Origin of the sequence: Undibacterium sp. 5I1, assembly GCF_034314085.1 — a bacterium.
Lineage (GTDB): Bacteria > Pseudomonadota > Gammaproteobacteria > Burkholderiales > Burkholderiaceae_D > Undibacterium.
This window is the reverse complement of the sequence record NZ_JAVIWI010000001.1, coordinates 4,246,950-4,272,404: the sequence shown is the minus strand read 5'-3', so window position 1 is coordinate 4,272,404 and position 25,455 is coordinate 4,246,950. Positions and strand designations below refer to the sequence as shown.

General features: G+C 47.4%; 21 protein-coding genes, 1 tRNA gene and 1 riboswitch. Of the genes, 11 read left to right on the top strand and 11 right to left on the bottom strand.

From position 1 onward, the window contains the following. Window positions 1-247: 247 nt before the first annotated feature. The 3 genes from RGU72_RS18720 to mutM all read right to left on the bottom strand — a co-directional run bounded on the left by RGU72_RS18720 (window position 248) and on the right by mutM (window position 3,957). The gene (locus tag RGU72_RS18720; RefSeq protein ID WP_322121184.1) at window positions 248-889 is read right to left on the bottom strand and encodes a LysE family translocator; all 642 of its coding nucleotides are present in this window, start codon (window positions 887-889) and stop codon (window positions 248-250) included. Window positions 890-1,152: 263 nt separating this feature from the next. Next, on the bottom strand, window positions 1,153-3,087 hold the full coding sequence (locus RGU72_RS18715) for a dynamin family protein (protein ID WP_322121183.1): 1,935 nt from the start codon (window positions 3,085-3,087) through the stop codon (window positions 1,153-1,155). 48 nt (window positions 3,088-3,135) lie between these two features. Next, complete coding sequence (mutM, locus tag RGU72_RS18710) at window positions 3,136-3,957, bottom strand: bifunctional DNA-formamidopyrimidine glycosylase/DNA-(apurinic or apyrimidinic site) lyase (protein ID WP_322121182.1); 822 nt, start codon at window positions 3,955-3,957, stop codon at window positions 3,136-3,138. 205 nt (window positions 3,958-4,162) lie between these two features. Between mutM and RGU72_RS18705 the strand changes: the two genes are divergently transcribed. The 8 genes from RGU72_RS18705 to ggt all read left to right on the top strand — a co-directional run bounded on the left by RGU72_RS18705 (window position 4,163) and on the right by ggt (window position 13,160). Beyond that, the gene (locus tag RGU72_RS18705; protein WP_322121181.1) at window positions 4,163-6,136 is read left to right on the top strand and encodes a tetratricopeptide repeat protein; all 1,974 of its coding nucleotides are present in this window, start codon (window positions 4,163-4,165) and stop codon (window positions 6,134-6,136) included. A 125-nt stretch (window positions 6,137-6,261) separates the two neighbouring features. Next, a complete protein-coding gene (gene lolB / locus RGU72_RS18700; RefSeq protein ID WP_322121180.1) occupies window positions 6,262-6,903 on the top strand; it encodes a lipoprotein insertase outer membrane protein LolB in 642 nt (213 codons plus the stop codon). A gap of 50 nt (window positions 6,904-6,953) precedes the next feature. Further along, window positions 6,954-7,811: a 4-(cytidine 5'-diphospho)-2-C-methyl-D-erythritol kinase gene (gene ispE / locus RGU72_RS18695; RefSeq protein ID WP_322121179.1), complete on the top strand. Its 858-nt coding sequence runs from the start codon at window positions 6,954-6,956 to the stop codon at window positions 7,809-7,811. A 72-nt stretch (window positions 7,812-7,883) separates the two neighbouring features. Beyond that, window positions 7,884-7,960 (top strand) — tRNA-Gln (locus RGU72_RS18690). A gap of 128 nt (window positions 7,961-8,088) precedes the next feature. Continuing rightward, window positions 8,089-9,051: a ribose-phosphate pyrophosphokinase gene (locus RGU72_RS18685; RefSeq protein ID WP_322121178.1), complete on the top strand. Its 963-nt coding sequence runs from the start codon at window positions 8,089-8,091 to the stop codon at window positions 9,049-9,051. Window positions 9,052-9,158: 107 nt separating this feature from the next. After that, entirely contained in the window at window positions 9,159-9,752 is a 594-nt protein-coding gene (locus RGU72_RS18680) for a 50S ribosomal protein L25/general stress protein Ctc (protein ID WP_322121177.1), read from the top strand. A gap of 194 nt (window positions 9,753-9,946) precedes the next feature. Further along, a complete protein-coding gene (locus tag RGU72_RS18675; protein ID WP_322117783.1) occupies window positions 9,947-11,065 on the top strand; it encodes a transposase in 1,119 nt (372 codons plus the stop codon). 286 nt (window positions 11,066-11,351) lie between these two features. After that, entirely contained in the window at window positions 11,352-13,160 is a 1,809-nt protein-coding gene (gene ggt / locus RGU72_RS18670; RefSeq protein ID WP_322121176.1) for a gamma-glutamyltransferase, read from the top strand. Between the two features lie 304 nt (window positions 13,161-13,464). On the opposite strand, the gene hpf is transcribed toward ggt, so the two are convergent. The 7 genes from hpf to RGU72_RS18635 all read right to left on the bottom strand — a co-directional run bounded on the left by hpf (window position 13,465) and on the right by RGU72_RS18635 (window position 19,076). Then, window positions 13,465-13,809 carry a ribosome hibernation-promoting factor, HPF/YfiA family gene (gene hpf, locus RGU72_RS18665; protein WP_322121175.1) on the bottom strand — a complete coding sequence of 115 codons (345 nt, stop codon included), beginning with the start codon at window positions 13,807-13,809 and terminating at the stop codon, window positions 13,465-13,467. 153 nt (window positions 13,810-13,962) lie between these two features. Next, window positions 13,963-15,459 (bottom strand): RNA polymerase factor sigma-54, encoded by a 1,497-nt coding sequence (locus tag RGU72_RS18660; RefSeq protein WP_322121685.1) that lies wholly within the window; start codon window positions 15,457-15,459, stop codon window positions 13,963-13,965. Window positions 15,460-15,476: 17 nt separating this feature from the next. After that, window positions 15,477-16,217: an LPS export ABC transporter ATP-binding protein gene (gene lptB, locus RGU72_RS18655; protein WP_322121174.1), complete on the bottom strand. Its 741-nt coding sequence runs from the start codon at window positions 16,215-16,217 to the stop codon at window positions 15,477-15,479. A 4-nt stretch (window positions 16,218-16,221) separates the two neighbouring features. Beyond that, a complete protein-coding gene (lptA, locus tag RGU72_RS18650; RefSeq protein WP_322121173.1) occupies window positions 16,222-16,806 on the bottom strand; it encodes a lipopolysaccharide transport periplasmic protein LptA in 585 nt (194 codons plus the stop codon). A 40-nt stretch (window positions 16,807-16,846) separates the two neighbouring features. Next, window positions 16,847-17,479 (bottom strand): LPS export ABC transporter periplasmic protein LptC, encoded by a 633-nt coding sequence (gene lptC / locus RGU72_RS18645; protein WP_322121172.1) that lies wholly within the window; start codon window positions 17,477-17,479, stop codon window positions 16,847-16,849. Further along, window positions 17,476-18,039: an HAD family hydrolase gene (locus RGU72_RS18640; protein ID WP_322121171.1), complete on the bottom strand. Its 564-nt coding sequence runs from the start codon at window positions 18,037-18,039 to the stop codon at window positions 17,476-17,478. The genes lptC and RGU72_RS18640 overlap by 4 nt, the downstream gene beginning before the upstream one ends. Then, window positions 18,039-19,076, bottom strand: coding sequence for a KpsF/GutQ family sugar-phosphate isomerase (locus RGU72_RS18635; RefSeq protein ID WP_322121170.1), 1,038 nt, complete (start codon window positions 19,074-19,076; stop codon window positions 18,039-18,041). The genes RGU72_RS18640 and RGU72_RS18635 overlap by 1 nt, the downstream gene beginning before the upstream one ends. Before the next feature lie 464 nt (window positions 19,077-19,540). Here RGU72_RS18635 and RGU72_RS18630 point away from each other — a divergent pair, with 464 nt between their 5' ends. Both RGU72_RS18630 and RGU72_RS18625 read left to right on the top strand, forming a co-directional pair. Beyond that, window positions 19,541-21,535, top strand: a complete 1,995-nt coding sequence (locus tag RGU72_RS18630; RefSeq protein ID WP_322121169.1) for a cation:proton antiporter — start codon at window positions 19,541-19,543, stop codon at window positions 21,533-21,535. A 79-nt stretch (window positions 21,536-21,614) separates the two neighbouring features. Continuing rightward, window positions 21,615-22,157: an adenine phosphoribosyltransferase gene (locus tag RGU72_RS18625; RefSeq protein WP_322121168.1), complete on the top strand. Its 543-nt coding sequence runs from the start codon at window positions 21,615-21,617 to the stop codon at window positions 22,155-22,157. A gap of 282 nt (window positions 22,158-22,439) precedes the next feature. Here the strand turns inward: RGU72_RS18625 and RGU72_RS18620 are convergent, their stop codons facing one another. Next, window positions 22,440-23,543 carry an alkane 1-monooxygenase gene (locus tag RGU72_RS18620; protein WP_322121167.1) on the bottom strand — a complete coding sequence of 368 codons (1,104 nt, stop codon included), beginning with the start codon at window positions 23,541-23,543 and terminating at the stop codon, window positions 22,440-22,442. Window positions 23,544-23,864: 321 nt separating this feature from the next. After that, window positions 23,865-23,943: riboswitch (S-adenosyl-L-homocysteine riboswitch) on the top strand. Window positions 23,944-23,969: 26 nt separating this feature from the next. On the opposite strand from RGU72_RS18620, the gene ahcY reads away from it, so the two are divergent. Beyond that, entirely contained in the window at window positions 23,970-25,424 is a 1,455-nt protein-coding gene (ahcY, locus tag RGU72_RS18615) for an adenosylhomocysteinase (RefSeq protein WP_416200138.1), read from the top strand. Window positions 25,425-25,455 lie beyond the last annotated feature (31 nt).

The window sequence follows — 25,455 nt, the reverse complement described above, 5'->3', positions numbered from 1 at the left end:
GAAATTGCGGTTGAAATTGCAGTTGAGTTTTTCTTACACTTTAGGGCCTGCAATCTTGAGTCCCCGCAATCAAGATCGCTAGGCTAACTCAAGGTCAAACAAGGACTTATTGAGCATACTCCCCCGCATTTTTCATAAATATGACCTATCGTCCAGATAACCTCTGGACGATTAAATATACTCACTAAGAGTATATTCAAAAACAGATCTATATCATGGGATTTGGCAGTTGATGATTGACTGCTACTTATTTGCTACTCAATGCAAGCTTGATTCCAAAAGAGACGAACATCGCGCCAATTAGGCGATTGAGCCAGGCTGAGACCGTCTTATTCACGCGCACACGCTGGCTGGCTAGTGCAGTCGAGACTGCTAAAAAGTGACACCACAGCATGCCGTTGAAATTAAAAATACAGCCCAGCACAATAAACGCCAGCGCTTTATTCGATGCCGATGCTGCGATAAATTGCGGTACAAAAGCTAGAAAAAATACCGCTACTTTTGGGTTCAGCACGTTGGTCAAAAAACCTTGCTGGAATATTGTCTTGTAACCCAAGTCGGGTGACTTTGTTACAGGGGTATCAAGTTCGCTGGCAGTTACGCTTTTTGCCAGCAGAAGCCCAACTCCGACGTACAACAAATACGCTGCGCCGATTAACTTGACGATCATAAAAGCCGCAGCAGAGCTTGCCAGTACTGCCGACAAACCCATTGCTGCGGCAAAAATATGCACAAAAGTACCGGTGCCAATTCCTAAAGCCGCAGCAGAACCAGCACGCCAGCCCTGGCTGGCACTGCGCGTCATGATCAGCAAAGAATCGGGGCCGGGGACAAGATTAAGCAACAGGCCAGAGACAATAAATAACGCGAGATCTTGAGTACCAAACATGATTAAAGCTCGTGTTAAGTTAGTAATAGGATTTACGCAAAAACCAAAACCCCTCACCACAGAGGCACAGAGGAACAACCGAGGAAGAGAAATGCAAGTTTTCGCTGTTCTCTTGGTTTTCTCTGTGGCTCTGTGCCTCTGTGGTGAGAGGTCTCGATGTTTCAACTCCAGCCATTTGATTCCCTATGAATGGTCGCAAGTAGCTTTCCGTATTTGCGTAAGTCCTAAGAATGTTTTAACGCGCTCACCATCAATCAGCGATATTAAGCAACCTTGAGTGCGCTCAATTCTGCTAAAAGCGCATTTTTCAAATTCAATTCTAAGGCGCTCAAGGCTTTCTTTTTAGCGTCCATCTCGGCTTGCATCGCTTCAAAAGAACTAATTTTTTCTTCCAGACTATCGGTCGCTACATGAATGCGCTGTATCGACTGCATACGATTTTTGAGCTGACCTTTGTGCTCGCGGATTTGCGCCTCTAGCGGTGCCATGACGACTTTTTGCCACGCCTCTACATCCCGGTTCGCCTGTAAAAAACTTTGCTTCACGCGCGCTGCAATAGAATCAAAAAATTTCTGCATCAGCGCAACCTGTGACGTCGTCAGCAAGGTCATAGTACTAAATTGCTTCTGGAATACAGCCTCGACTGAAGCGACTTCCTGAATGTATTTGTCTAAAGAGAATGACATCGGCGCGGACAAGGCAAGACCATGCTCAGTCGAAAACTTTCTGTACATGATGGTCATCATTTCAGAAATCTCATCCGTCTTTTTATTCGACGCCTGCAGGTTAAATTTAATGTTACTAAAGAACTGTTTGACGGCATCTTTCAGGCCAGTAGAAAATTTACTCTTCTGCATGGCTTCTCTGGATTTACGAATTTCTTCACGCAAAATATCCATACCCAAGCTGGTGTATACCTCGGTCGATAAGCGGGTGAATACGGCACGTGTTCCTTGCATCTTGATCAGGCTGGCATCGAATTCTTTTTTCTCTGCATCGATCCGGCGCATCATGTGTTCAATCACGTTGATGTTCTTGCCGCGCAAACTTTTCAGCTCCATCATTTGCTCTACCACGCTGCGAGTACGGGCAGAAATAATCGCTTGCTGCGCACCGGTGATTTCATTGATATCCGTCGTCATCTGGGCACGGATGATGTCTTGCTTAGAGGGGATCAGTTCTTTCGATAGTGCATATTCCAAGGTAGGCAGACGGCTCTTAGCTAACAACGGCGCATCTTTGTTGATTTTAGCGACCAGGCCTTTTTGCGCTGACACCGGGAAAATTTGTTTTTCATCCAGCGATAAATTATGTGCAACAGTACTGATCTGATGTTTGATTTGTGCTTCTATCTCGTCTGCAGTGCGCAGCTCATCCCACATGCTATCAATCTTATTGAGCACGACCATACGGCCAGGACCGCCGCCAATATGATTGCGCCAGACGTCAATATCGCTTTTAGTAACGCCGGTATCGGCAGCCAGAATAAACAATACGGCATGCGCGTTGGGGATTAAATTCAGTGTCAGCTCAGGCTCGGTACCGATTGCGTTTAGGCCTGGAGTATCGACAATGATCAAACCTTCTTTGAGCAATGGGTGCGGGAAATTCACAATCGCATGACGCCATTGTGAAATCTCGACCAGGCCATTTTCATCAATTTCTAAAGCAGCATCAGGATCGTCTTCATCAAACAAACCGTAGGATTTGGCTTCTTCTATCGATACCCGTTTGGTCAGGCTCACTTGTTTAAAAGCCTCTAGCATGCCATCCCCAGAGCTGATATTCAGCGGCAATACTGTCCAGACATGGTGCTGGCCTTTGTAGTCGCTAGTGGATTGTGCTTCTTTGCGGGTTTCTATAGGCAACAGGCGGATGCATGGTGGAATAGTCTCGTCATACAACAACTCAGTTGGACACATCGTAGTACGCCCGGCGGACGATGGCAAAATGCGCTGTCCGTAATCCGCGAAAAAAATCGCGTTAATTAATTCTGATTTGCCGCGTGAAAATTCTGCAACAAAAGCGATGGTTAGTTTGTCATCGACCAATCTTTCCAGCAACCGCGAGATGCGCTGATCACTGGCGGCATCGGCCATATCCGATCCATGTATCCATGCGCGATACTGCTCTAACGCACTCACGACACCTTTGCGCCAGTCACTGTATTCCTGGAATTTTTGAACCAGATTGCTCATGTTGCCCTCAAATAATTATTATGGTTGCCTAGAATCTAGCACTTTGGCCTATTTTTGACAATTTGTGCAGTAAAAAGTACTGCGTTGACCCTGCTTAATCTGTCGTATTGGCGACTTACACACCCGACATGCGTCTCCAGCACGATCATATACGAAATATGTCTGCTGAAAATAGCCTGTTTGACCATCAACACCAATGAAATCCCGCAAACTACTGCCACCTTGCGCAATCGCAGCGGCCAAAGTGAGCCGAATTTCCTCAGCGAGTAACCGATATCGTTTGAGACTAATGCGGTTGGCTGCCGTCTTAGGGTTAATTCTGGCGCGAAACAGGCTTTCAGATGCATAAATATTACCTACGCCGACCACAATATCGCCTGCCAGCAACACTTGTTTAATCGCCGCGGGGCGCTGGCGCGTCTGCCGGTAAAGCAACTCTGCGCTGAACTGCTCTTCTAGCGGCTCTGCGCCCAAAGCCCGCAGCAACAGATGCTGGTTAAAATCGCCATCGGCTGCATCATGCCAAAGTACCGCGCCAAAACGTCGGGGATCATTCATGCGCAAGGCTTGCGCGCCAACCACAATGTCGATGTGATCATGCTTTTGCGGCGGTGTTTGCGCGGGAATTACCCGTAAATGCCCTGACATTCCTAAGTGAATCAATAAAGTGCCGTGCTTGAAATGCAGCAGCAGATATTTACCCCGACGGCCAGCGGCCAGAATAGTTTGGCCTTGCAGCAGCGCCGGTAAATTTACCGGAAAAGGCCAGCGCAAACCCGCACGTCGCATTAGCACTTGCGTTACTTGCTGCCCTTCTAAATGGGGTGCGACACCGTGTCGGGTGACTTCTACTTCTGGGAGTTCTGGCATAGATAATTGTTTGCGTGTTTTGATGATTTAGGAGTGCACTTTAAATTGCAATGCAGTGCGATGGTGCGCAATGGAATCGAGATGGTTAAGTAAGCAATCCTGCCCCAAAGAGTCCGCGCCATTACAATTTGACACGAGAAGCTTCACCACGCAATAACGGCTTGAGCGTAAAATCAAGCATCATCAGTCAATCTTGGATAATGCTTTGAAAACTATTTTTGCATCTGTGGCTGAATCTGACAACGTCAAATCTGCTGACTCACTTACCTCACTTACTGCTCCAGCGTTTTTTTCAACTGCGGCGAATTTAACTGATTTGACTAATTCAGCGAACTTAATGAAGTCTCGTATTGTAACGGCTCTGCGCATAGTGACTGCCGGCATTGTGATGGCGAGTTTGCTTTCTGCATGTTCTGGTTTTTCTCCCTTAAATACTGCCACGGACGACGCGCATCAGGCCGCTGGAGCAAGTGCTGCGGCGCAAGCCGCCTTGGCGGCAGAAAATACCGACGATGGCAATTCTATGCCTGCAATTCAGGAGAACTTGCCCACAATCGCCTTAACCGATGAATTGCTGTATAAAATTTTGACCGCTGAAATCGCCTTCCAGCGGGGCAACTGGCAAGCTGCTTACGTCACCATACTCAGCGTCGCGCAGCAAACCCGCGACCCACGTCTGGCACGACGCGCAACTGAGATTGCGCTCACCGTAAAACAACCTGGCGAGTCATTGACCGCGATCCGGCTCTGGCGGGAATTATCTCCGAACTCTAGCGAGGCAACTCAGTATTACCTCGGCTTTATGGTGATGAATAATAATCTGGCTGAAATCCAAAACGTTTTCACGGAAAAACTGCGCACTGCCGATCCTAAACAATATGCCGTATTAATGCTGCAAGCGCAGCGCTTGCTCCTCCGTGCAAGAGATAAAAATGCCGCTTTCGATACACTGGAAGAAATTCTCGCGCCTTACAAAGATAGGCCAGAAGCCCATCTGGCGCTGGCGCAAGGTGCATATGCCCATGGTGACAACAAGCTTGCAGTCGCTGAGGCAGAACTGGTTTTGCAGGCAAAGCCAGACTCACAACTCGCCATCCTGACCATCGCGCAAGCGTCTAAACAAACTGATGCAATCAAGGCGATGGCCACCTTTCTAGAAAAAAATCCGCAAGCCAGAGATGTGCGTCTTGCGCATGCCAGCATGTTGATTGACTTACACCAGTTAGACAAAGCCACCCTGGAATTTGAGGAGTTGCTGAGAGATAAACCGAATGATGTGACCGTGCTATACACCTTAGGCATGCTCGCCATGGATAGCAAAAAACCTGGTCATAATCAAATGGCGGAACGTTATCTGACACGCTACCTCAACGAACTGAAAACCAACCCAAGCGAGGAACGGGATCCAACCCCGGCTTTAATCAATCTGGCACAAATCGCAATAGACCGTCAAGACTACGTAGCCGCAGAAACATGGTTAGCCAAAGTAGATTCTTACGACGGCAAAAACAGTGCCTATTTTGGCACCCAGATAAGACGCGCGCAATTGATAGCGAAGCAAGGCAAACTAAGCGAGGCACGCCAGTTTTTGCGCGATTACAAAGCTGGCAATGAGGTCGAGGAAGCACAATTGGCGCAAGTAGACGCGCAATTGTTGCGGGATGCCCGCATGCCAGCAGAGGCGACTACTGTGTTAAAGGACGCGCTAAAACGTTTTCCTGACAACACAGATTTATTGTACGACTACGCCATGTTAGCTGAATCCCAGCAAAAAACGGAAGAAATGGAAGTCGCCCTCAAACGTGTGATGGTTTTGGCGCCGAACAACCAGAATGCCTACAACGCATTGGGTTACTCGTTGGCAGACCGCAATATTCGCCTGGATGAAGCCTTGACGCTCATCGAAAAAGCGTCACAGCTTGCGCCTGATGACGCCTTCATTCTGGATAGCCTGGGCTGGGTAAAATTCCGTCTCACAAGATTAGATGAAGCAGAAGAAGCCTTACGTCGCGCCTACAAATTGCGCCCTGACGCTGAAATTGCCGCACATTTGGGCGAAGTGCTCTGGGCGAAAGGCTTAAAAGACGAAGCCCGCAAGTTCTGGCACGAAGCTAAAACAAAAGATGCCGATAACGAAGCTCTCAAATCAACATTGCAACGCCTGTCTGTGAAGCTTTAAAGTAAAGCTTTAAAGTAAAGCCTTACTTCAGCAGGCTTAAATGTATGAATGCGCGAACTTTAAATGTAGTTCAGCGCATCTCGCCAAACAATATACTCCCAGTGAGTACACTATAATTTACTTATATGACCCAAATAAAGTCTGGACAATCAGCACTATCAATCAGATACTCCCCTTTTTTATTGATTTTATTCAGCTTGTTTTTAAGCCTGACTTTATCCGGCTGCGCTAGCACACCACGTCAGACCAACGCGTCGCCAGACCGTCAATATCAAGAAAACCTGCAAATCAATGGCAGGATATCGGTGCAGTATCAGCAAAATGACAAGGAGCAAACCTTACCCGGCAGCTTTGAATGGCAACAGACTGCGACCAGTACCAATATCACTTTGCTGTCACCGCTAGGCCAGGTGATTGCAACGATTCAACAAACTCCAACGGGTGCAAGTCTGCAACAAGTTGGCAAAGCAACTCGTTATGCCAGCGACCTGGATAGTTTGCTCAATGATAGTTTGGGTTGGGCACTACCAGTCAGCGGCTTACGCGACTGGTTGCAAGGTTTTAGCCTCGACACACAAGGCAAACGGATCGCACTAAAAACGGATGACAATATCTTGCTCGATGCCGATGGATGGCATCTGCGCTACGTCACATGGAATCTGGATAGCACGCCCCTCTACCCCAAGCGTATCAACTTACAACGCAACTCTGTGCAAGCCGGAGAAATTGCGATCCGCATTGCGATAGAACAATGGACCTTGCAATGAGCGCAGCGATGAATGTTAAAAAGGTAAAAACAGCAATAGAAACAAGCATAATGAAACCCCGACGCCTCAGCAATTGCCTGGCACCGGCAAAACTTAATCTGTTCTTGCACATCACTGGTCGCCGCGCAGATGGCTACCACCTACTACAAACTGCGTTCCAGTTGATTGACTACTGCGATACGCTGGACTTTGAAGTCCGCGACGACGGCCTGGTTCATCGTACCAACGAGATTGCTGGGGTTCCTGCAGATACCGATTTAATCGTGCGCGCAGCGCGCCTGCTACAACATCATAGCCGCAGCACTTATGGCGCAAATCTGACGCTGACGAAAAAACTTCCCATGGGTGGCGGACTTGGTGGCGGCTCATCCGATGCAGCAACCACGCTGATCGCACTAAATCATTTATGGGAATGTAGGCTAACGCGGCATGAACTAATGGCGCTGGGCTTGCAATTGGGCGCCGATGTTCCGTTTTTCCTGTTCGGCCAAAATGCCTTTGCCGAAGGCATAGGCGAACAACTACAAGCTATCCACACACCAGAGCAATGGTTTGTGGTGATAGAACCCGGCGTCCAAGTACCGACACCAGCAATTTTTTCCGCCAAAGAGTTGACAAGGGATACGAAACCAATCAAAATAACGGACTTTTCCAGCCTATCAGAAATGATTTGGAAAAACGATCTGCAAACAGTTGCTTGTACGCTGTTCCCGCAAGTTGCAGCAGCCATTCAGTGGCTTAGCGCTTACGGCAACGCGAAGATGACCGGATCTGGTGCTTGTGTTTTTTGTGCATTTTCTGATGAGGCAAACGCCGATCAGGCGCTAAAACAAGTACCGCATCACTGGCAATCATGGAAAGCCAAAGCAATAAGTCAACACCCGATGGCTTATTTGCTGCAGACGTAAAAAAATTTGGTCTGATGTTGAAATCCCGCTAAAATAGCGGCTCAGAATTTGACACCAGATAAACGGTTGTGTAGGGGATTCGCCAAGTTGGTTAAGGCACCGGATTTTGATTCCGGCATTCGGAGGTTCGAGTCCTCCATCCCCTGCCATTAAATATAAAGCCGCCGCATACAATGTGCGGCGGCTTTTTTCAATTGTATCAGCAGTGTTTTTGCTAAAAGTTTAATTCTGAATTAGCAACTACGCTTGACCCTCAATCTAGCCGATAGGTCCCGCCATGGCAAACGCGCGCGCAAATGACAACATGATGGTTTTCACCGGAAATGCTAACCCTGCGTTGGCTGAAGGTGTTGTCAAACAATTGGGCATTCCTCTCGGTAAAGCAGACGTTTCTAAATTTTCCGACGGTGAAGTGATGGTCGAAATTAATGAAAACGTCCGAGGTAAAGATGTTTTCGTTTTGCAATCAACCTGCGCACCGACGAATGACAATCTGATGGAAATCATCTTGATGGTCGACGCTCTGAAGCGCGCATCTGCTGGCCGCATTACTGCGGCGATTCCCTACTTTGGTTATGCCCGCCAAGACCGCCGTCCGCGCTCTGCACGCGTAGCGATCTCAGCGAAGGTTGTTGCCAACATGCTAGAAAAAGCTGGCGTTGATCGCGTGCTGATTATGGATTTGCATGCAGATCAAATCCAAGGTTTCTTTGATATTCCAGTTGATAATATTTATGCATCACCGATTTTGCTGGGTGATCTAGTTGCCAAGAACTATGAAGACTTATTAGTCGTTTCACCCGACGTTGGTGGCGTGGTACGTGCCCGCGCGCTGGCAAAACGTCTGGGTTGCGATTTAGCGATCATTGACAAACGTCGTCCAAAAGCCAACGTATCAGAAGTCATGAACATCATCGGTGAAGTCGAAGGACGTAACTGCGTGATTATGGATGACATGGTCGATACTGCCGGGACACTGACCAAAGCGGCAGAAGTTCTGAAAGAACGTGGCGCGAAAAAAGTATTGGCTTACTGTACACATCCAGTATTGTCTGGTCCGGCAATTGACCGTATCTCCAACTCACCGTTGGATGAGCTGGTTGTCACCGATACCATTCCTTTGTCAGATGCGGCCAGAGCATGTAGCAAAATCCGCCAATTGTCTTGCGACAGTTTGCTGGCTGAGACTTTCCGCCGTATTACTAAAGGCGAATCCGTTATTTCTCTGTTCACGGATTAAGCACAATTTTCTGCGAGCTTGTTTTAAAACAAGCTCGTTTTTTCTGTGTCCCTGGTCGCGGGGACGCAAAACCGCAAGTTCAATCTTGCATTTTTTGGAGTAGCACCATGAAAGTAATCGCATTTGCACGCAAAGAGCAGGGGACCGGAGCGAGCCGCCGCCTGCGTATTGCTGGCCAAACACCAGGTATTATCTACGGCGGTACAGAAGCACCTGTCAGCGTCACTCTGGACCACAATGCTTTGTACCATGCATTGAAAAAAGAAGCCTTCCACTCATCCATTTTGGATCTGGAAGTTGATGGCAAAGCAGAAAAAGTATTGTTGCGCGACTTCCAAGTCCACGCATACAAACAATTAGTATTGCACGTTGACTTCCAACGCGTTGATGCAAACAAGAAAATCCACGTAAAAGTACCACTGCATTTCATCAATGCTGACGTATCTCCAGCAGTTAAGTTGTCTGCTGCAGTCATCAGCCACGTTGCTGTTGAACTGGATATCTCTTGCTTGCCAGCAGACTTGCCAGAATTCGTTGAAGTTGATCTGTCCAAGTTGGAAGCCGGTCAATCTATCCACGTTTCTAGCTTGGTATTGCCAAAAGGCGTTACAGCAATTGTTCACGGTGATGACGCGACTGTCGCTATCGCTGTTGTACCTGCTGGCGCTACAGCAGAAGAAGGCGAAGCAGCAGCGAAGTAATTCAATTCTGCCTGTCCCAAAAAGCCGCCTTCGGGCGGCTTTTTTATTGAATGAAATAGTATTTCTCTAAACTGAGGTTCTTGCAAAACGAAACACCGGAGAGTAATTTTATTGCGAGAAGCGCAAAATAGATGAGAAAGGAGCGGCCATTTCTGGCAAGATGAAAGTGACTAAACAACCATCTGCGCTCCGCTATGAATCCTACACAACGCCTGCTGATAATGCAACGCTGGAATTTACTGCAACACGATTTGCTACCGGAGATAAAACAGCAATGCGGGTCACTGACGCCGAAGCTGGAAAAATTGATTCATGTACTAGACTGGGTGCGCATCGAAGAATTTGTGTCGGACCAATGGCAAGGGATAGGACGCAAACCGCATGACCGTGGTGCATTGGCCAGCGCCTTCATCGCCAAAGCTGTGTTGGGGCTCAATACAACAGCGGCCTTAATAGAACGATTGACGATGGATCGCAGTTTAAAACGGCTGTGCGGCTTTGAGATGTGGAAAGAAGTTCCGAATGAAGCCACTTTTTCGCGCGCCTTTGGCGAATTTGCCCAAGCCAAATTAGCGGAGAAAGTGCACGAAGCGCTGATCAAGAGTTATTTAGGCGACAGCCTCATTGGACACATCAGCCGTGACGGCACGGCGATTGCGGCGCGCGAGAAGCCGAAGAAACACATGAAAGTTGTTTCCGTAGAAAAGGCCCAAAAGCAGCGCCGTGGACGGCCAAAGAAAGGCGAGATAAGGCCGCCAAAGGAAGAGAAAGTGACCAAGATAGGCTGGCAGTTGACGCAAACTTTACCGAGCATCGTCAATGCTTTACCCAAAGAGTGTGACCGCGGCACTAAATGCAATGCGCAAGGTTATAAAGTGAGTTGGAACGGCTACAAGCTGCATATCGACACCGCTGACTGCGGCGTTGCCATCAGTGCGCTATTGACCAGCGCCTCGGTGCACGATAGTCAAACGGCGGTGCCGTTAGCAACGATGACGGCCGCACGAGTAACGAATTTGTACGATTTGATGGATGCAGCGTATTGCAGTGAAGAGTTAAGGGCACACAGCAAAAGTCTTGGCCACGTGCCATTAATTGATCACAACGCACGCGGCGGGGAGAAGAAACCGTTCGCCCCGCATGAACAACAGCGTTATAAAGAACGCACGCAAGCTGAACGTACCAATGGCAGGCTGAAAGACGAATTTGGTGGCACGACAGTACGGGTGCGTGGTAGCGAAAAAGTGATGTCGCATTTGATGTTTGGTTTATTGGTATTGACCGCAGATCAGTTGATGCGTTTATTTACGTAACAGCTTTGCTTTTAAAGAGTCGAAAAAAACAACGTTTCCCAACGTTCATAGGGGCAGTGATGGTCACATAGGGATTGACACGCCATAAAACGATAATCCGGCACAAATTCATGTCACATGTGCCGCTTCAAACAAGAAAACCAATCGCAACAGTGGCCACACCCATGCTCGACTTTACTGGTTTGGGTATTTTGCAAGAAGCTCAACTAATAAAAATAATCCTGTCTGCCTGAATAAGAACGATCAAGTTAAAATCGATTATATTGAAACGCCCCAAGGACAATCCATGCGCGCTCCGCTACTTTTCCCAATGCCTTGCCCACTTCTATCAAATTCAACAAGCTTGTTGCGCGCATCACGTTTGGGATTAATCGTGCTGACGCTGGTATCAAGCATTACTACCGTACAAGCGCAATTCGTAACTAAAACCACTCGTATTAATCCCGTCGTCAAATACGATATTGGTTATGACATCGTCAGTCCAATCCATGCGCAGCATGGGATGGTGGCGAGCGAACAAGGCTTAGCAACGCAAGTTGGCCTAGATATGCTAAAGCGTGGCGGGAATGCGGTCGATGCTGCGGTGGCGGTTGGCTTTGCGCTGGCGGTGGTGTTGCCAAATGCAGGCAATATTGGTGGTGGAGGTTTTATGCTAATCCATGATGCCAAATCGGGTAGAGACATCGCACTGGATTTCCGCGAAATGGCACCCATCAAAGCAAGCCGCGACATGTATCTGGATAAAGCAGGCAAAGTCATTCCAGGCAAATCACTCTACTCGCATTTGGCGATTGGCGTACCTGGAACTGTCGCCGGATTGACGCAGGCGCTAAGTAAATACGGCACCATGAGATTATCAGATGTCATTGCACCTGCGATACAACTGGCAGAACAAGGCTTTGAGGTAAGTCCACATTTAGCCAGCATCCTCGACGCAGAATATGATCATTTGGGTGCGTGGGAATCAAGCAAAGCGATCTTTTTTAAAAATGGCAAACCTTTGGTCGCTGGTGAAAAATTAATCCAAAAAGATCTGGCTGCATCCCTCAAGTTAATTGCAAAAGAAGGCGCAAGTGCTTTTTATCAAGGGGCCATCGCAAAGAAAATTGTTGCAGAAATGGCGCAGCATGAAGGCATTATCAGTGCAGAAGATCTGAAAAATTATAAGGTCGTCGAGCGCGAACCCGTCAAAGGTAATTATCGCGGCTATGAAATCGTGTCCATGCCGCCACCCAGCTCAGGCGGCGTACACATCGTACAAATGTTGCATATTCTTGAACACTTTCCGATTAAAGAACAAGGCAGTAACAGTGCACAAAACTTACACCTGATGGCGGAGACCATGAAGCTCGCTTATGCCGATCGTTCTGAATATTTGGGCGACCCGGATTTTGTCAAAGTACCTATTAAAGCACTGACATCGCGCGCCTATGCTGATGAGTTATCAAAGAAAATTAATCCAGAACATGCAACGCCGTCCGATCAAATCAAGCCCGGTAAACTAGCGCCTTACGAAAGTGATCAAACTACCCATTTTGCTACAGCAGATCAGTATGGTAATGTCGTCGCAACCACCTACACGTTGAATCTGAATTTTGGTAGCGGCATCGTTGCTAGCGGCACCGGCATTACCTTAAATAATGAAATGGATGATTTCTCCGTAAAAGCGGGTGCTCCCAACGCGTTTGGATTACTTGGTGGCGATGCCAATGCGATTGCGGCATACAAGCGCCCGCTCAGCTCAATGTCACCGACAATTATTTTAAAAGACGGACAACCATTTTTGACCACAGGCAGCCCAGGTGGCAGCCGGATTATCACCACCAGTTTGCAAATTATTATGAATGTGATTGACCATGATATGAATGTTGCCGAAGCCAGCATTGCGCCTCGTATTCATCATCAATGGATGCCAGATCAATTGCGCGTAGAAAAAGGGATCAGCATCGATACCTTAAACATACTGGAGCAAAAAGGTCAGCATCTGAAATTGTCACCGACTATGGGTCGCACACAAACTATACAAATGAGCAATCAGGGATTTGATGGTTATTCAGATCCGCGCAATCCTGACGGAAAAACTTTGGGGTATTAAGGTCAAATTTAAATGCGTAGAAATTTAAACGGGTACAAACTAATCTGTGCGGCTTAAAGAAATGAATAGCTACGAGTATCGCTTATTTCTCCAGTTATTCAATATAAATACTCTCCCCAAGTATATTTTAGTTGTCCAGGTAATTACTGGACAATAAGCCATATTTATAAAAATAATAGGGGAGTATATTTATATCAGCACATAATCTTCGAAACCAAATCAAGTGTTACGCAAACAAAAAAAGGACGCCGAATTGCGTCCTTTTTTGCTATTTTCTAATCGAAAAAGCGACTAAGTCATCTGCTTACACTGGCGTCGGATCGGGTATGTGTTTGATCGCGTCATGTTGATGATTTTGGATTTTGTCTTTATGTTTAATGACTTGTCGGTCTAGTTTGTCGATGAGAGTGTCGATGGCGGCGTAGAGATCTTGTGCCAGGCTTTCAACATGAATATCTTTGCCACTGATGTGCAGATTAATGTCTGCTTTATGGCGTTTTTCCTTTTCTTTGAGCTTATCCACGGTCAGGATGACGGCGATATCAATTACTTGATCGAAATGCCGCCTGATACGTTCAAGCTTATTTTGCACATGTTCACGAATTGCAGGAGTTACTTCGAGGTGATGTCCACTGATGGTGAGATTCATACTACGCTCCTTGGTAATCTTACTTGTTACAAACATTTTATCTTAACTCAATTAATGTAAATTTAATCAGACGATGAATTGGCAGACTAATATTTAAATTATTTATTGAGCTAAATTATATATAGCAACATACGAGGATATTTCAAGAACAAGTTACAAAGATTTGCGCAGGCTTACTGGCGGGATTTTCAAAGCTTCGCGATATTTGGCGACTGTACGTCGCGCAATTACCATGCCTTGTTCTCCCAGCATGTCTGCAATCTTGCTGTCAGAGAGTGGGATTTTCTGGTCTTCTGCTCCTATCAACTGCTTGATGAGTGCACGTATCGCGGTGGATGATGCTTCCCCCCCTGCTTCCGTCGCGACATGGCTACCGAAGAAATATTTCAACTCAAACATACCATGCGGGGTCAGCATGTATTTTTGCGTCGTTACACGAGAAATAGTGCTCTCGTGTAAACCCAGTGTATCAGCAATTTCGCGCAACACAAGTGGTCGCATTGCAACGGCACCGTGCGTGAAAAAATTACGTTGTCTTTCAACTATCGCTTGTGAAACCCGTAAAATCGTATCAAAGCGTTGCCGCATATTTTTGATTAGCCAGCGCGCCTCTTGCAATTGGGAACCTAGCGTACCGTCACCACGATTTTGCTTCATGATGCTGGCATACATACTATTAACACGTAGCTTTGGCATCACATCTTGGTTGAGTAATACTTGCCAGCCGTTCACTGTCTTTCTGACGATCACATCCGGCACGACATAATCCGAAGCGGCCGCGGCAAATTCAGCACCCGGTTTGGGATTACATTGACGAATAACCACTTGCGCTTCGCGTAAATCCTCGTCATCACAATTGAGAATTTTCTTCAACTTATTAAAATCTCTTTGAGCGAATAAAGTGATGTGGTTCTCAACAATTTTTTGCGCCAGCCGACGCGTCACAAAAGGAATTTTAGGGAAACGTTTAATCTGCAAGGCCAGACATTCGGATACATTTCTGGCACCGACACCGCTAGGGTCAAAGTTCTGCAACATGTTCAGCGCAAAGGATAATTCTTCTGGCTCAACACATAACTCCAACGGCAAGCTGGCATGAATTTCTTCCAGTGTTTCCATCAAATAGCCATTGGTATCCAAGGCATCAATCATCAGCTCAATCAGAGCCCGATCTCGCGGCTCACGGATGTTCAGCCGCATCTGCTCCAGCAAATGATCTCTGAGGCTGGTTTGCGCTGCCTCTAATTGCGGACGTCCGTCATCTTCTTCTGACGATTTGCTGCCTTGAGGAACATCATCAAAGCTCCACTCTTCTTCATTCGCGCTGGTACTATCGGCAGAGGCAGCGACTTCGCTAAGGTCGGCATTTTCAGAACTGGCACTTGCTGTAGCAGCATCGCCATTCTTTTCTGGCGCGGCGAATTCAGTTTCAGAATTATTCGTAGTCGCACTGATGGCGCCGTCGGCAAGCAAGCGCACTGCATTATCCATAGGATCATCTACCCGCTCCAACATGGGATTGTCGGAAAGTAGATTTTCTAACTCTTGATGTAGCTCCAGCGTGGACAATTGCAGCAAACGGATAGATTGCTGCAATTGCGGCGTTAACGCCAAATGCTGTGACGTGCGCAGTTGCAGGCTTTGCTTCATCATCATATGGCTTCCCGCTACATGCGGAAATGCTCTCCCAAATAAACTCTGCGGACGGACTCATTATTGATGATGTCGTCGGGCTTACCTGCGGCAAGCACTGCACCTTGATTGATGATGTAAGCGTGATCACAAATACCCAAGGTTTCGCGCACATTGTGATCGGTAATCAGTACCCCTATCCCTCTATCTTTCAGGAAGCCCACAATACGCTGAATTTCAATCACGGCGATTGGATCAACGCCCGCAAAAGGCTCATCCAGTAAGACAAAACGAGGACTAGTTGCCAGCGCCCGGGCAATCTCTACCCTGCGACGCTCACCGCCGGACAATGACAGAGCCTGATTCTCTCGAATACCCTCAATCTGCAATTCAGCAAGTAAGGTGTCTAATTGTTGCTCAATGGCAGCCTTAGTCAGAAATTTACCTTCTGGATTTTTTTGCAATTCAAGTACGGCGCGGATATTGTCCTCTACCGATAACTTACGAAACACTGAGGCTTCTTGCGGCAAATAGGACAAACCCAACTTGGCTCTTTTATGTATCGGCAGGCGTGAAATATCTACGCCATCAATATTAATTTCACCGCCATCCGAGGTGACCAAACCAACAATCATATAAAACGATGTCGTCTTACCTGCGCCGTTAGGACCCAGCAAACCAACGACTTCACCGCTCTTCACATCCAATGACACATCGCTTACCACCTGGCGTGCGCCATAACGTTTTTGTAAACCTTTAATCGACAATGTACTCATCTTGTTATTTGACTTTTTTGTCAGATTTTGGCGCGATGAACAAGGTAGTCCGGCCAGAGCCAGGCACCGTTGTACCGGAACTATTATTCTCAGCGACAAAAAGATCGTTCAGGCTGTCGTAAGACAAATATTCACCCTTTTGTTCTTGAGTGACTACAGTCCCGTCGAGATATTTCACATCGGCTTTAGAAATAAATTTCGTAATCTCGGTTTTGTCATCATACTCAACCCTGTCAGCAACGCCCTCGACCCATAAATCAGCGCCGCCATCTCTTTTTTGGCGGAAAAACACCTGCACTCCCGGTGCTGAAAAAAGCACATAACTAGTACTGGTTGCCGTCTCAGTCATTACGGCACGAGCCGCTTTTACTATTAATGTCCCACGGATAATGATCACATCACCGGTCAACGTAGTTACATTCGTTTTACCGTTACGATCAGATCGGTCTGAGGTGATTGCTGTCATCTTTTGGCTATCTGCTTTCTCAGCAAACGCAGGGGAATGAGTCAACGACAGACTTGCAATTATCAATGCAAATGATATCGATGCTTGATGTTTGTATTTACGTTGATGTTTAAAAAATGTCATGAATATATCCTCATACTGTTACTTGAATTTGGCAACTGATCTACTGTTTTTTAGGCTGGATCTGAATTTGAACTTTACTTAGCAGATTTACTTCCTGAGTTTCATTATTGGCGAACATTCCGATCGCATGCGTTTCCGTATTTTGTGAAAAAAGACTCACTGCCTTGTCAGTTTTCATAATATTCAGATCAGGTAAAAGTAATAAATAGTCGGACTGCAACTCCATGTATTTTGTCGTTGGGCTCTCGGGTCTGGTTACCTTGGCGTGCCCAAATAAGTGAATTTCATCACTATCTCGCGGTGCTATTTTGACGGCTGTCTGCGCATTTTTTTGTTCGATTACCGCTTTGTCAGCTTGCATAAATAAAGGAGTTTTATTTTCGTCGAAGCTATTAATACGCGGCTGTGATATTTCAAAATTATCATAACGCGGACGATGAATTAAGCGATCACCCGAAATACGATAGTTCATTTTCCCCTTGTTTGGCAGCCGAATAAAATTGAAATTTTCAACATAATAATCAGGCTCAATTCTGGTTTGAAGATTTGAGGTATTTTGTACATCATGTTTGCGCATGACTTCTAAAACCCAAAAACTACACAGTACGACAATACCAAGAATCACAATGGATAGCCAAATCCGGAACCGGTCTAAAGAAATAAAGGTTTTCATATTAAAAAAGGCACTAAAGCCTGGTCGTATTTACCTTGAGCCTGCAATATAAAATCACAGACTTCGCGGACTGCGCCGTTACCGCCAGTAGCCCGCGTCACATAATCAACGCGGGAACGTACTTCGGCATGTCCATTCGGCACGCTGACGGCAAAACCAACTCGCGTTAACACGGGTAAATCGATTACATCATCGCCAATAAAACCGCAATACTCTCTTGCGATATTCAGTTCCATACACAACTCTTCAAAAGCAGATCGTTTGTCATGTATGCCCTGGCGCAAATGAACAATCCCCAAATCGGAAGCACGGCGCCCCACAATCGGCGACTGACGTGCGCTGATAATCGCGGTCTGAATACCAGCTTGTTGCAGCAGTCTTATACCTTGACCATCCAGCACATTAAAGCTTTTCATCATTTCGCCCTCAGGGCCAAAATGCAGGCTGCCGTCAGTCAAAATACCGTCCACATCAAAAATCATTAATTGGACTTGGGCTGCCTTGGCAACTCTATTTACTTTCAAGCTCTTCGCTGTCGTTGTCGTTATCGTTGCCGTCATCAAATCACCTTAGCACGAGTCAGATCGTGAATATGTAAAGCACCAACCAACTTGCCTTGTCCATCTGTCACCAGCAACTGATTGATTCTGTGTGTTTCCATAATCTCCACCGCCTCTACCGCCAGTTGCTCTGCGCGAATACTACGCGGATTTTTGTGCATGACTTCGGCAATCACAATTTTAGTAAAATCCTGAACACTCTCCATCAAGCGACGTAAATCACCATCGGTAAAGACGCCAACGACGCGCTGCTCAAGGTCAACTACGGCCGTCATCGCCATGCCTTTTTTGGTGATTTCCATCAACGCAACGGTCAATTTAGTGTCAGGCGTCACTTGAGGAATATCATCGCCGCTGCGCATCACATCACGTACATGCGTCAGCAAGCGTCGACCAAGCGCGCCACCGGGATGGGACCGGGCGAAATCTTCTTCACGGAAACCACGTGCGTCCAGCACCGCAACGGCAAGTGCATCGCCCAGCGCCAGTGTGACTGTTGTACTAGCCGTAGGTGCAAGGTTAAGCGGGCAAGCTTCTTTATCGACATGTACATTTAAATGTACATCTGCCAGTTTGGCCAGACCAGACGTTGGATTACCAGTAAGGGTAATCAATTTGACGCCTAAACGTTTAATGATAGGCGCAATCGCCATCAATTCCGACGCTTCACCTGAATAAGAGATGCCGATAAACACATCTTGCGGCGTTACCATGCCCAAGTCGCCATGCGCAGCTTCTGCCGCATGAACGAACAAAGCAGGCGTTCCGGTCGAGGCGAAAGTTGCGGCAATCTTGCGGGCGATATGGCCAGACTTGCCAATCCCAGAAGCGACGACCCGTCCCTGGCAATGCAACAGCAGATCGGTAGCCTGGGCGAATGCCGCGTAATCGTCAGAAAGCCGAGATTGCAGAACCTTAATGGCGTCTGCTTCTATTTGCAAAGTTTCACACGCTAGGCGCAGCGCACGACGCGCAAAGGCATCGCCAGAAGGAGCCGCTGGCGGGGTTTGTGATGGAATAAGGTTAAAAGTGCTCATCCCCAGAGTATAAACGAATTTGACTAAGCAAAAACTCTGCCAGTTACCATATGTTACCTATATCTAGCCAATACTTGCTTTTTGAATATTTAAATAAATTTTTATTATGAAGATAAAGGATAGTGATAACAGCAAAAGAAACCGACAAATTTTTATATTTGCGATCACCGCCACTAGGCACATACTTAATGAGTATTAATAATAGGACTTATGCAAAAAACAAAACCCCTTACGATAGAGGCACAGAGGAAGAACAAACAAAGGCAGGATTTCGCTGTTCTCCTGATTTTCTCTGTGCCTCTGTGTCTCTGTGGTGAGAGGTCTTGATGTTTTATGTTAGGCCATCTGATCCATGTGAATGGCAGCAAGTAACTTTCGGTTTTTACGTAAATCCTGAATAAATAAGAATTGATCGTTTTGATTTATCGTTTTGATTTAAAAAAAGATTAAGCAATAATGGTCGCATGACCGCACTTGACACCACCCTCCTCTTACTCGCCGCCTCCGTTCTGGGTGTCGTCGCTTTCCGTATGCTGCAATTGCCTCCGATGCTGGGTTATCTAGTGGTCGGTATCTTGATCGGCCCATTTGGTCTGGGGCTGGCAGAAGATAGTGCGGCCACGCATGAGCTGGCCGAATTTGGCGTCGTGTTTTTAATGTTTTCTATTGGGCTGGAGTTTTCGCGATCAAAACTGATGTCGATGCGCAGAACTGTGTTCGGGCTGGGTCTGGCACAAGTGCTGGTCACTATTGTCAGCAGCATGGGGATTGGTTTAGCCGCATCTTACTGGCTGCCCCAACATTTTAATATCAGTTGGGAAGCTGCCTTCGCGCTAGGCGGTGCACTGGCCATGTCGTCTACTGCCATCGTTTCTAAAATGCTGACCGAAAAACTGGAGCTGGAAAGCCCGCACGGCCGACAAATTATCAGCATTTTATTGTTTCAGGATCTGGCATTTGTCCCTTTACTGATCCTGGTACCGGCGCTGGCATCGCATTCCAGCAATTTGATTGAAGCTCTCGCATGGGCCAGCGGGAAAGCCGCTCTGGTCTTGTTTCTGCTGTTATTTGTTGGACAAAAATTAGTACGCGGCTGGTTTAGCATCGTTGTCAAACGCCGCTCGCAAGAACTCTTCATGCTTAATCTGTTGTTGATCACGCTAGGTGCAGCATGGCTGACTGAGCACGCGGGTTTATCCATGGCGCTGGGTGCCTTTGTCGCTGGCATGCTGATCTCAGAGACTGAATACAAGCATCAGGTGGAAGAAGACATCAAATCCTTCCGCGATGTCTTGCTAGGTTTATTTTTTATCACCATCGGCATGCTATTGAATTTACGCCTGGTGTTTGAGCATCCCTTACTCGTGTTGATCTTGCTGCTGGGACCGGTATTGCTCAAATTTTTACTGATTACCGGTCTTGCCAAACTATTTGGCAGCACAGGCAGCGTCGCGTTGCGTACCGGTTTGGGATTGGCACAAGCGGGGGAATTTGGCTTTGTCTTATTAAATCAGGCTGGCGGTTTGCAACTGCTTGATCCGCTGTTATTGCAATTAATACTGGCGTCAATGGTGTTGTCGATGCTGGCATCGCCTTTTATTCTGGCCAAATCTGACGCCATCGTGATGAAGTTGTCCGCTAACGAATGGATGATGCAATCGCTGGCACTGACCCAAATCGCTGCCCGCACCATGAGCACCAAGCGGCATGTCATCGTGGCTGGTTTTGGTCGTAGTGGGCAAAGTCTGGCACGCGTGTTGACCGAGGAAAATATTGACTACTACGCACTCGATCTGGACCCAGATCGCATCCGCGAAGCTCAGACTGCCGGTGCCAATGTATCGTATGGCGACGCAGCTCGGCGCGAAAGTCTGATCGCCGCCGGCATCAAACGCGCCGCCTCGTTGGTGATTACCTACAAAGATACTCAATCCGCATTAAAAATCTTGCATCTGGTGCAAGAACTCAATCCCAGCCTGCCAGTGATTGTGCGTAGTCATGACGATAGCGACATCAATAAATTACGCGAGGCCGGTGCAACCGAGGTCGTGCCAGAACTGATGGAAGGCAGCCTGATGCTCGCCTCGCATGCCCTGGTACAGCTTGGTGTGCCGCTGCGCCGTGTAGTACATCGGGTGCAGGCTGCGCGTGAAGAACGTTATGAATCTTTGCGCGGTTATTTCCACGGTGCCAGTGACGCTGCTGACGGACCAGAAAACATGCAAATTCGTTTGCACACGATTGTTCTGGGTGAGCACGCCAATGCCGTCGGTAACACCTTAGATAAATTAGATCTGGAGAATCTGGATGTAGATGTCACAACGGTGCGCCGTGGCAAGACGCGACTAGAACAAGATCAAGGGAAAAATAGGGGCATCATTTTGCTGGCAGGTGATGTCATCGTGGTACGCGGTACGGCAGAAGCTGTCGCTAGAGCAGAGCAACGGCTGTTAAAATAGCGGGCATTTTTATGTTTGCTCTATCAATTGCTACTTCGGCAATTTGCATCATTCAACCCATTTAAGAAGGCAAGCTGTGATGTTCAATCCATCCGACTATATTAAAGAACATATCCGCACTGTGGAAAACTGGCCACAGCAAGGCGTTATGTTTCGTGACATCACCCCTTTGCTACAAAATCCCAAAGTATTCAGGGTGCTGATCGACATGTTTGTACATCGCTATATGGATGAAAAACTCGATGTCGTCGCTGGTCTGGATGCCCGTGGTTTTATCATCGGATCGGTGCTGGCTTATGAACTCAATCTGGGTTTTGTGCCCATCCGCAAAAAAGGCAAACTGCCCTTCCACACGGTATCCGAGCAATATGAATTGGAATATGGCAGTGCCACGGTAGAACTGCACTCTGACGCCTGCAAACCTGGTGACCGCGTCGTGCTGATTGACGATCTGATCGCCACTGGCGGCACTATGATGGCGGGTAAAAAACTATTGGAACGTCTAGGCGCAGAAGTCGTCGAAGGTGCGGTGATTGTCGATTTGCCAGAACTGGGCGGATCAAAACTGATTCAGGCTAGCGGCATGCCTTTGTATACCGTTTGTAATTTTGATGGTCATTAAGCAAATCAGGAAAATGCCGGGTTGCTATTGTTGTAATCAACAACGCTGAGCAAACCGTCAACACAAAAAAAGAGCCAATTAATTTGGCTTTTTTTACATTTAAAACACATTGCCCAGTTAGATCAAATAATATACTGCACCATGTATTTTTAAGTTGTCCAGAGAATTGCTGGACAATAGGCTATATTTTAAAAAATTAATGGGGAGTATATGAATTCCTTCTGCATTACCTGCCTTGTCAGCTAGCCCAAAACAAGCCCAGCCAACACCTGCTAAAACGCATCAGACATCGGCTTGCCGTACATGCGCGGGAATCCGCGGATGAATAATCCGGAACCATAAAGGCGGACAAAACGCCAGCACCACCATCGCCCCATAACCGCCCGGTAATTGCGGCGCCTCTTCAAAATGGCGCAACTCCTGGTAGCGTCGAGATGCGTAGGCATGATGATCAGAATGCCGCGCCAGATTCATCAAAAACCAGTTCATCAAACGATAGCTGGAATTCCATGAATGCTCTGGACGAACACGCTCATAACCGTTTTCAGTGCGTTGCCGGGTCAAGCCGTAATGCTCGACGTAATTGATCGCCTCCAGCTCACAAAACGCCACGACAGCCTGACCGACAAAAAAACACACACCAGCCCAACCAAAGAGTAAAAACGCTGCCGCAGCAAACACAGTAGATACCGCAGACCAAAGCAATACCTCATTGCGCCAGGCGGACAGTCCACGTTTTTGAAGACGATTTTTTTCGAGTCGCCAGGCATTCAGAGTGTTGTGCCAGACCGCTTGTGGAATAAAGCCATACACCGTTTGCCATAACTTGGCGGACGACGCGTCCTTAGGGGTAGATACGTTCACATGATGTCCATACACGTGCTCAATTTTAAATCCGCCATAACAGACGGAAGACAACAAGATGCCACCAACCCACTGCTCTAAGCGCGTTGGTTTATGGATCAACTCATGCGCCACGGTGATCGCCAAAATCCCCGATACGGCACCGACTGAAAAGATCCAGCCCAGCTTGCCGATCCAATTAAAATCCGTCGTCGTGAACACATGCAAACCCCACCACAGCGACAATAATTGCACCGGCAATGCAGCCAGCGCAATCCACCGATACAGAGCTATATGGCGCACGTTCTCCTCAGGCTGTGAGGTATCTTGACCAACCACGTAATCGATCAGACTCAAAACCCCATACATCACAAAAAAAGGCCAGAACGCAAATAGATTCGGCATCTCCAGAGCACGACCAAATCGCCAGGCATCAAACAAAGACATCGGCACCAACAGGATCAAAAAAAAGCGCAGCGGCCAGATCCAACGCGCAATGAGCGAGGGAGATTGAGCAGGTAAAGATGGCTGTTGGGTCGTCATAGCAAAAACTTTCAGTCGTCGATCAATTAAAACAATATAGCAGGTCAATTAGATTGTTGATGTTGCGATGCATCACGCATGAATAGAATGAATCAGAGGCAAAAATCCAGTGTCTTTGGATTAATACCCATCGAAATATATTCCCTCAACGCCTACTGCGCCAAAACACAATTCTGAATAACCCCGACCTAGACTAGAAACTGATCACCAAGCTTATCGACAATTATTTTTCTTAAAATTGTGACATCAGCACCGTCAAACTGACCCGCAACTGGCAGCGCAAAGTACAGACGTGGCATTCCAAGTGCGCTATACTTCAGCCAATCCGAGGAGCGTTGCGACGAAATCTTGCTATTTCGCCAGGCTTGGATGTTCAACACTGCAACTGCGCTCACGTTACTTTTTTCACTTAGAAAGGAGGGCGTGATGAACGCCACCACCATGACTACCGCAGCCGCCACACCTGTTTCAAACTCAGCAGCAAAATCCACTCAAGACTTTTTCGTCGCCGATATCAGCTTAGCTAGCTGGGGTCGCAAAGAAATCCAGATCGCAGAAACAGAAATGCCAGGTCTGATGGCAATTCGTGAAGAATTCGCTGCCAGCCAGCCATTAAAAGGTGCGCGCATTACTGGCTCCCTGCACATGACAATCCAGACTGCGGTACTGATCGAAACGCTGAATGCACTCGGCGCCCAAGTACGCTGGGCTTCCTGCAATATTTACTCCACTCAAGATCATGCTGCTGCGGCAATCGCTGCGGGCGGCACGCCGGTATTCGCATTTAAAGGCGAAAATCTGGATGAATACTGGGATTTCACACACCGTATTTTTGACTGGACCGACGGTGGTTATTCCAACATGATTTTGGATGACGGCGGCGACGCAACATTGTTGCTACACCTCGGTACACGTGCAGAGAAAGATATTTCTGTTCTGTCAAACCCGGGGTCAGAAGAAGAAATCTGCCTCTTCAATGCCATCAAATCCAGGCTTGCAACTAATGCTACCTGGTACTCCAAACGTCTGGCAGCCATCAAAGGCGTGACAGAAGAAACGACCACTGGTGTGCACCGTTTGTACCAGATGCACAAAGAAGGCAAACTCGCTTTCCCAGCGATCAACGTCAATGATTCAGTCACTAAATCCAAGTTCGACAATTTGTACGGTTGCCGTGAATCTTTAGTCGATGGCATCAAGCGCGCAACTGACGTCATGATCGCCGGTAAAGTAGCCGTGATCGCTGGCTATGGTGACGTGGGCAAAGGTTCGGCACAAGCAATGCGTGCACTATCTGCACAAGTCTGGGTGACGGAAATCGATCCTATCTGCGCATTGCAAGCAGCGATGGAAGGCTATCGTGTTGTGACCATGGAATATGCGGCGGAACACGGTGATATTTTCGTGACGACGACCGGTAATTACCACGTCATCAGCCATGCTCACATGCTGAAGATGAAAGATCAGGCAATTGTTTGCAACATAGGCCACTTCGACAATGAAATCGACGTCGCCGCACTCAAGCAATACACCTGGGAAAACATTAAGCCACAAGTCGATCACGTGATCTTCCCTAGCGGTCGTCGCATTATCTTGCTGGCCGAAGGTCGTCTGGTCAATCTGGGTTGCGGCACTGGTCATCCATCGTATGTGATGAGTTCTTCTTTTGCGAATCAAACCATCGCACAAATCGAACTGTTCTTAAACAATGACAAGTATCCGGTTGGCGTCTACACATTGCCAAAACATCTGGATGAAAAAGTCGCTCGCCTGCAATTGAAAAAACTTAATGCGCAGTTGAGTGAGCTGACAGATGAGCAAGCAGCATATATCGGCGTCAGCAAAAATGGCCCTTACAAGCCAGAGCAATATCGTTATTAATAAGAAGATTTAGTAGAATGCAATAGCCCGT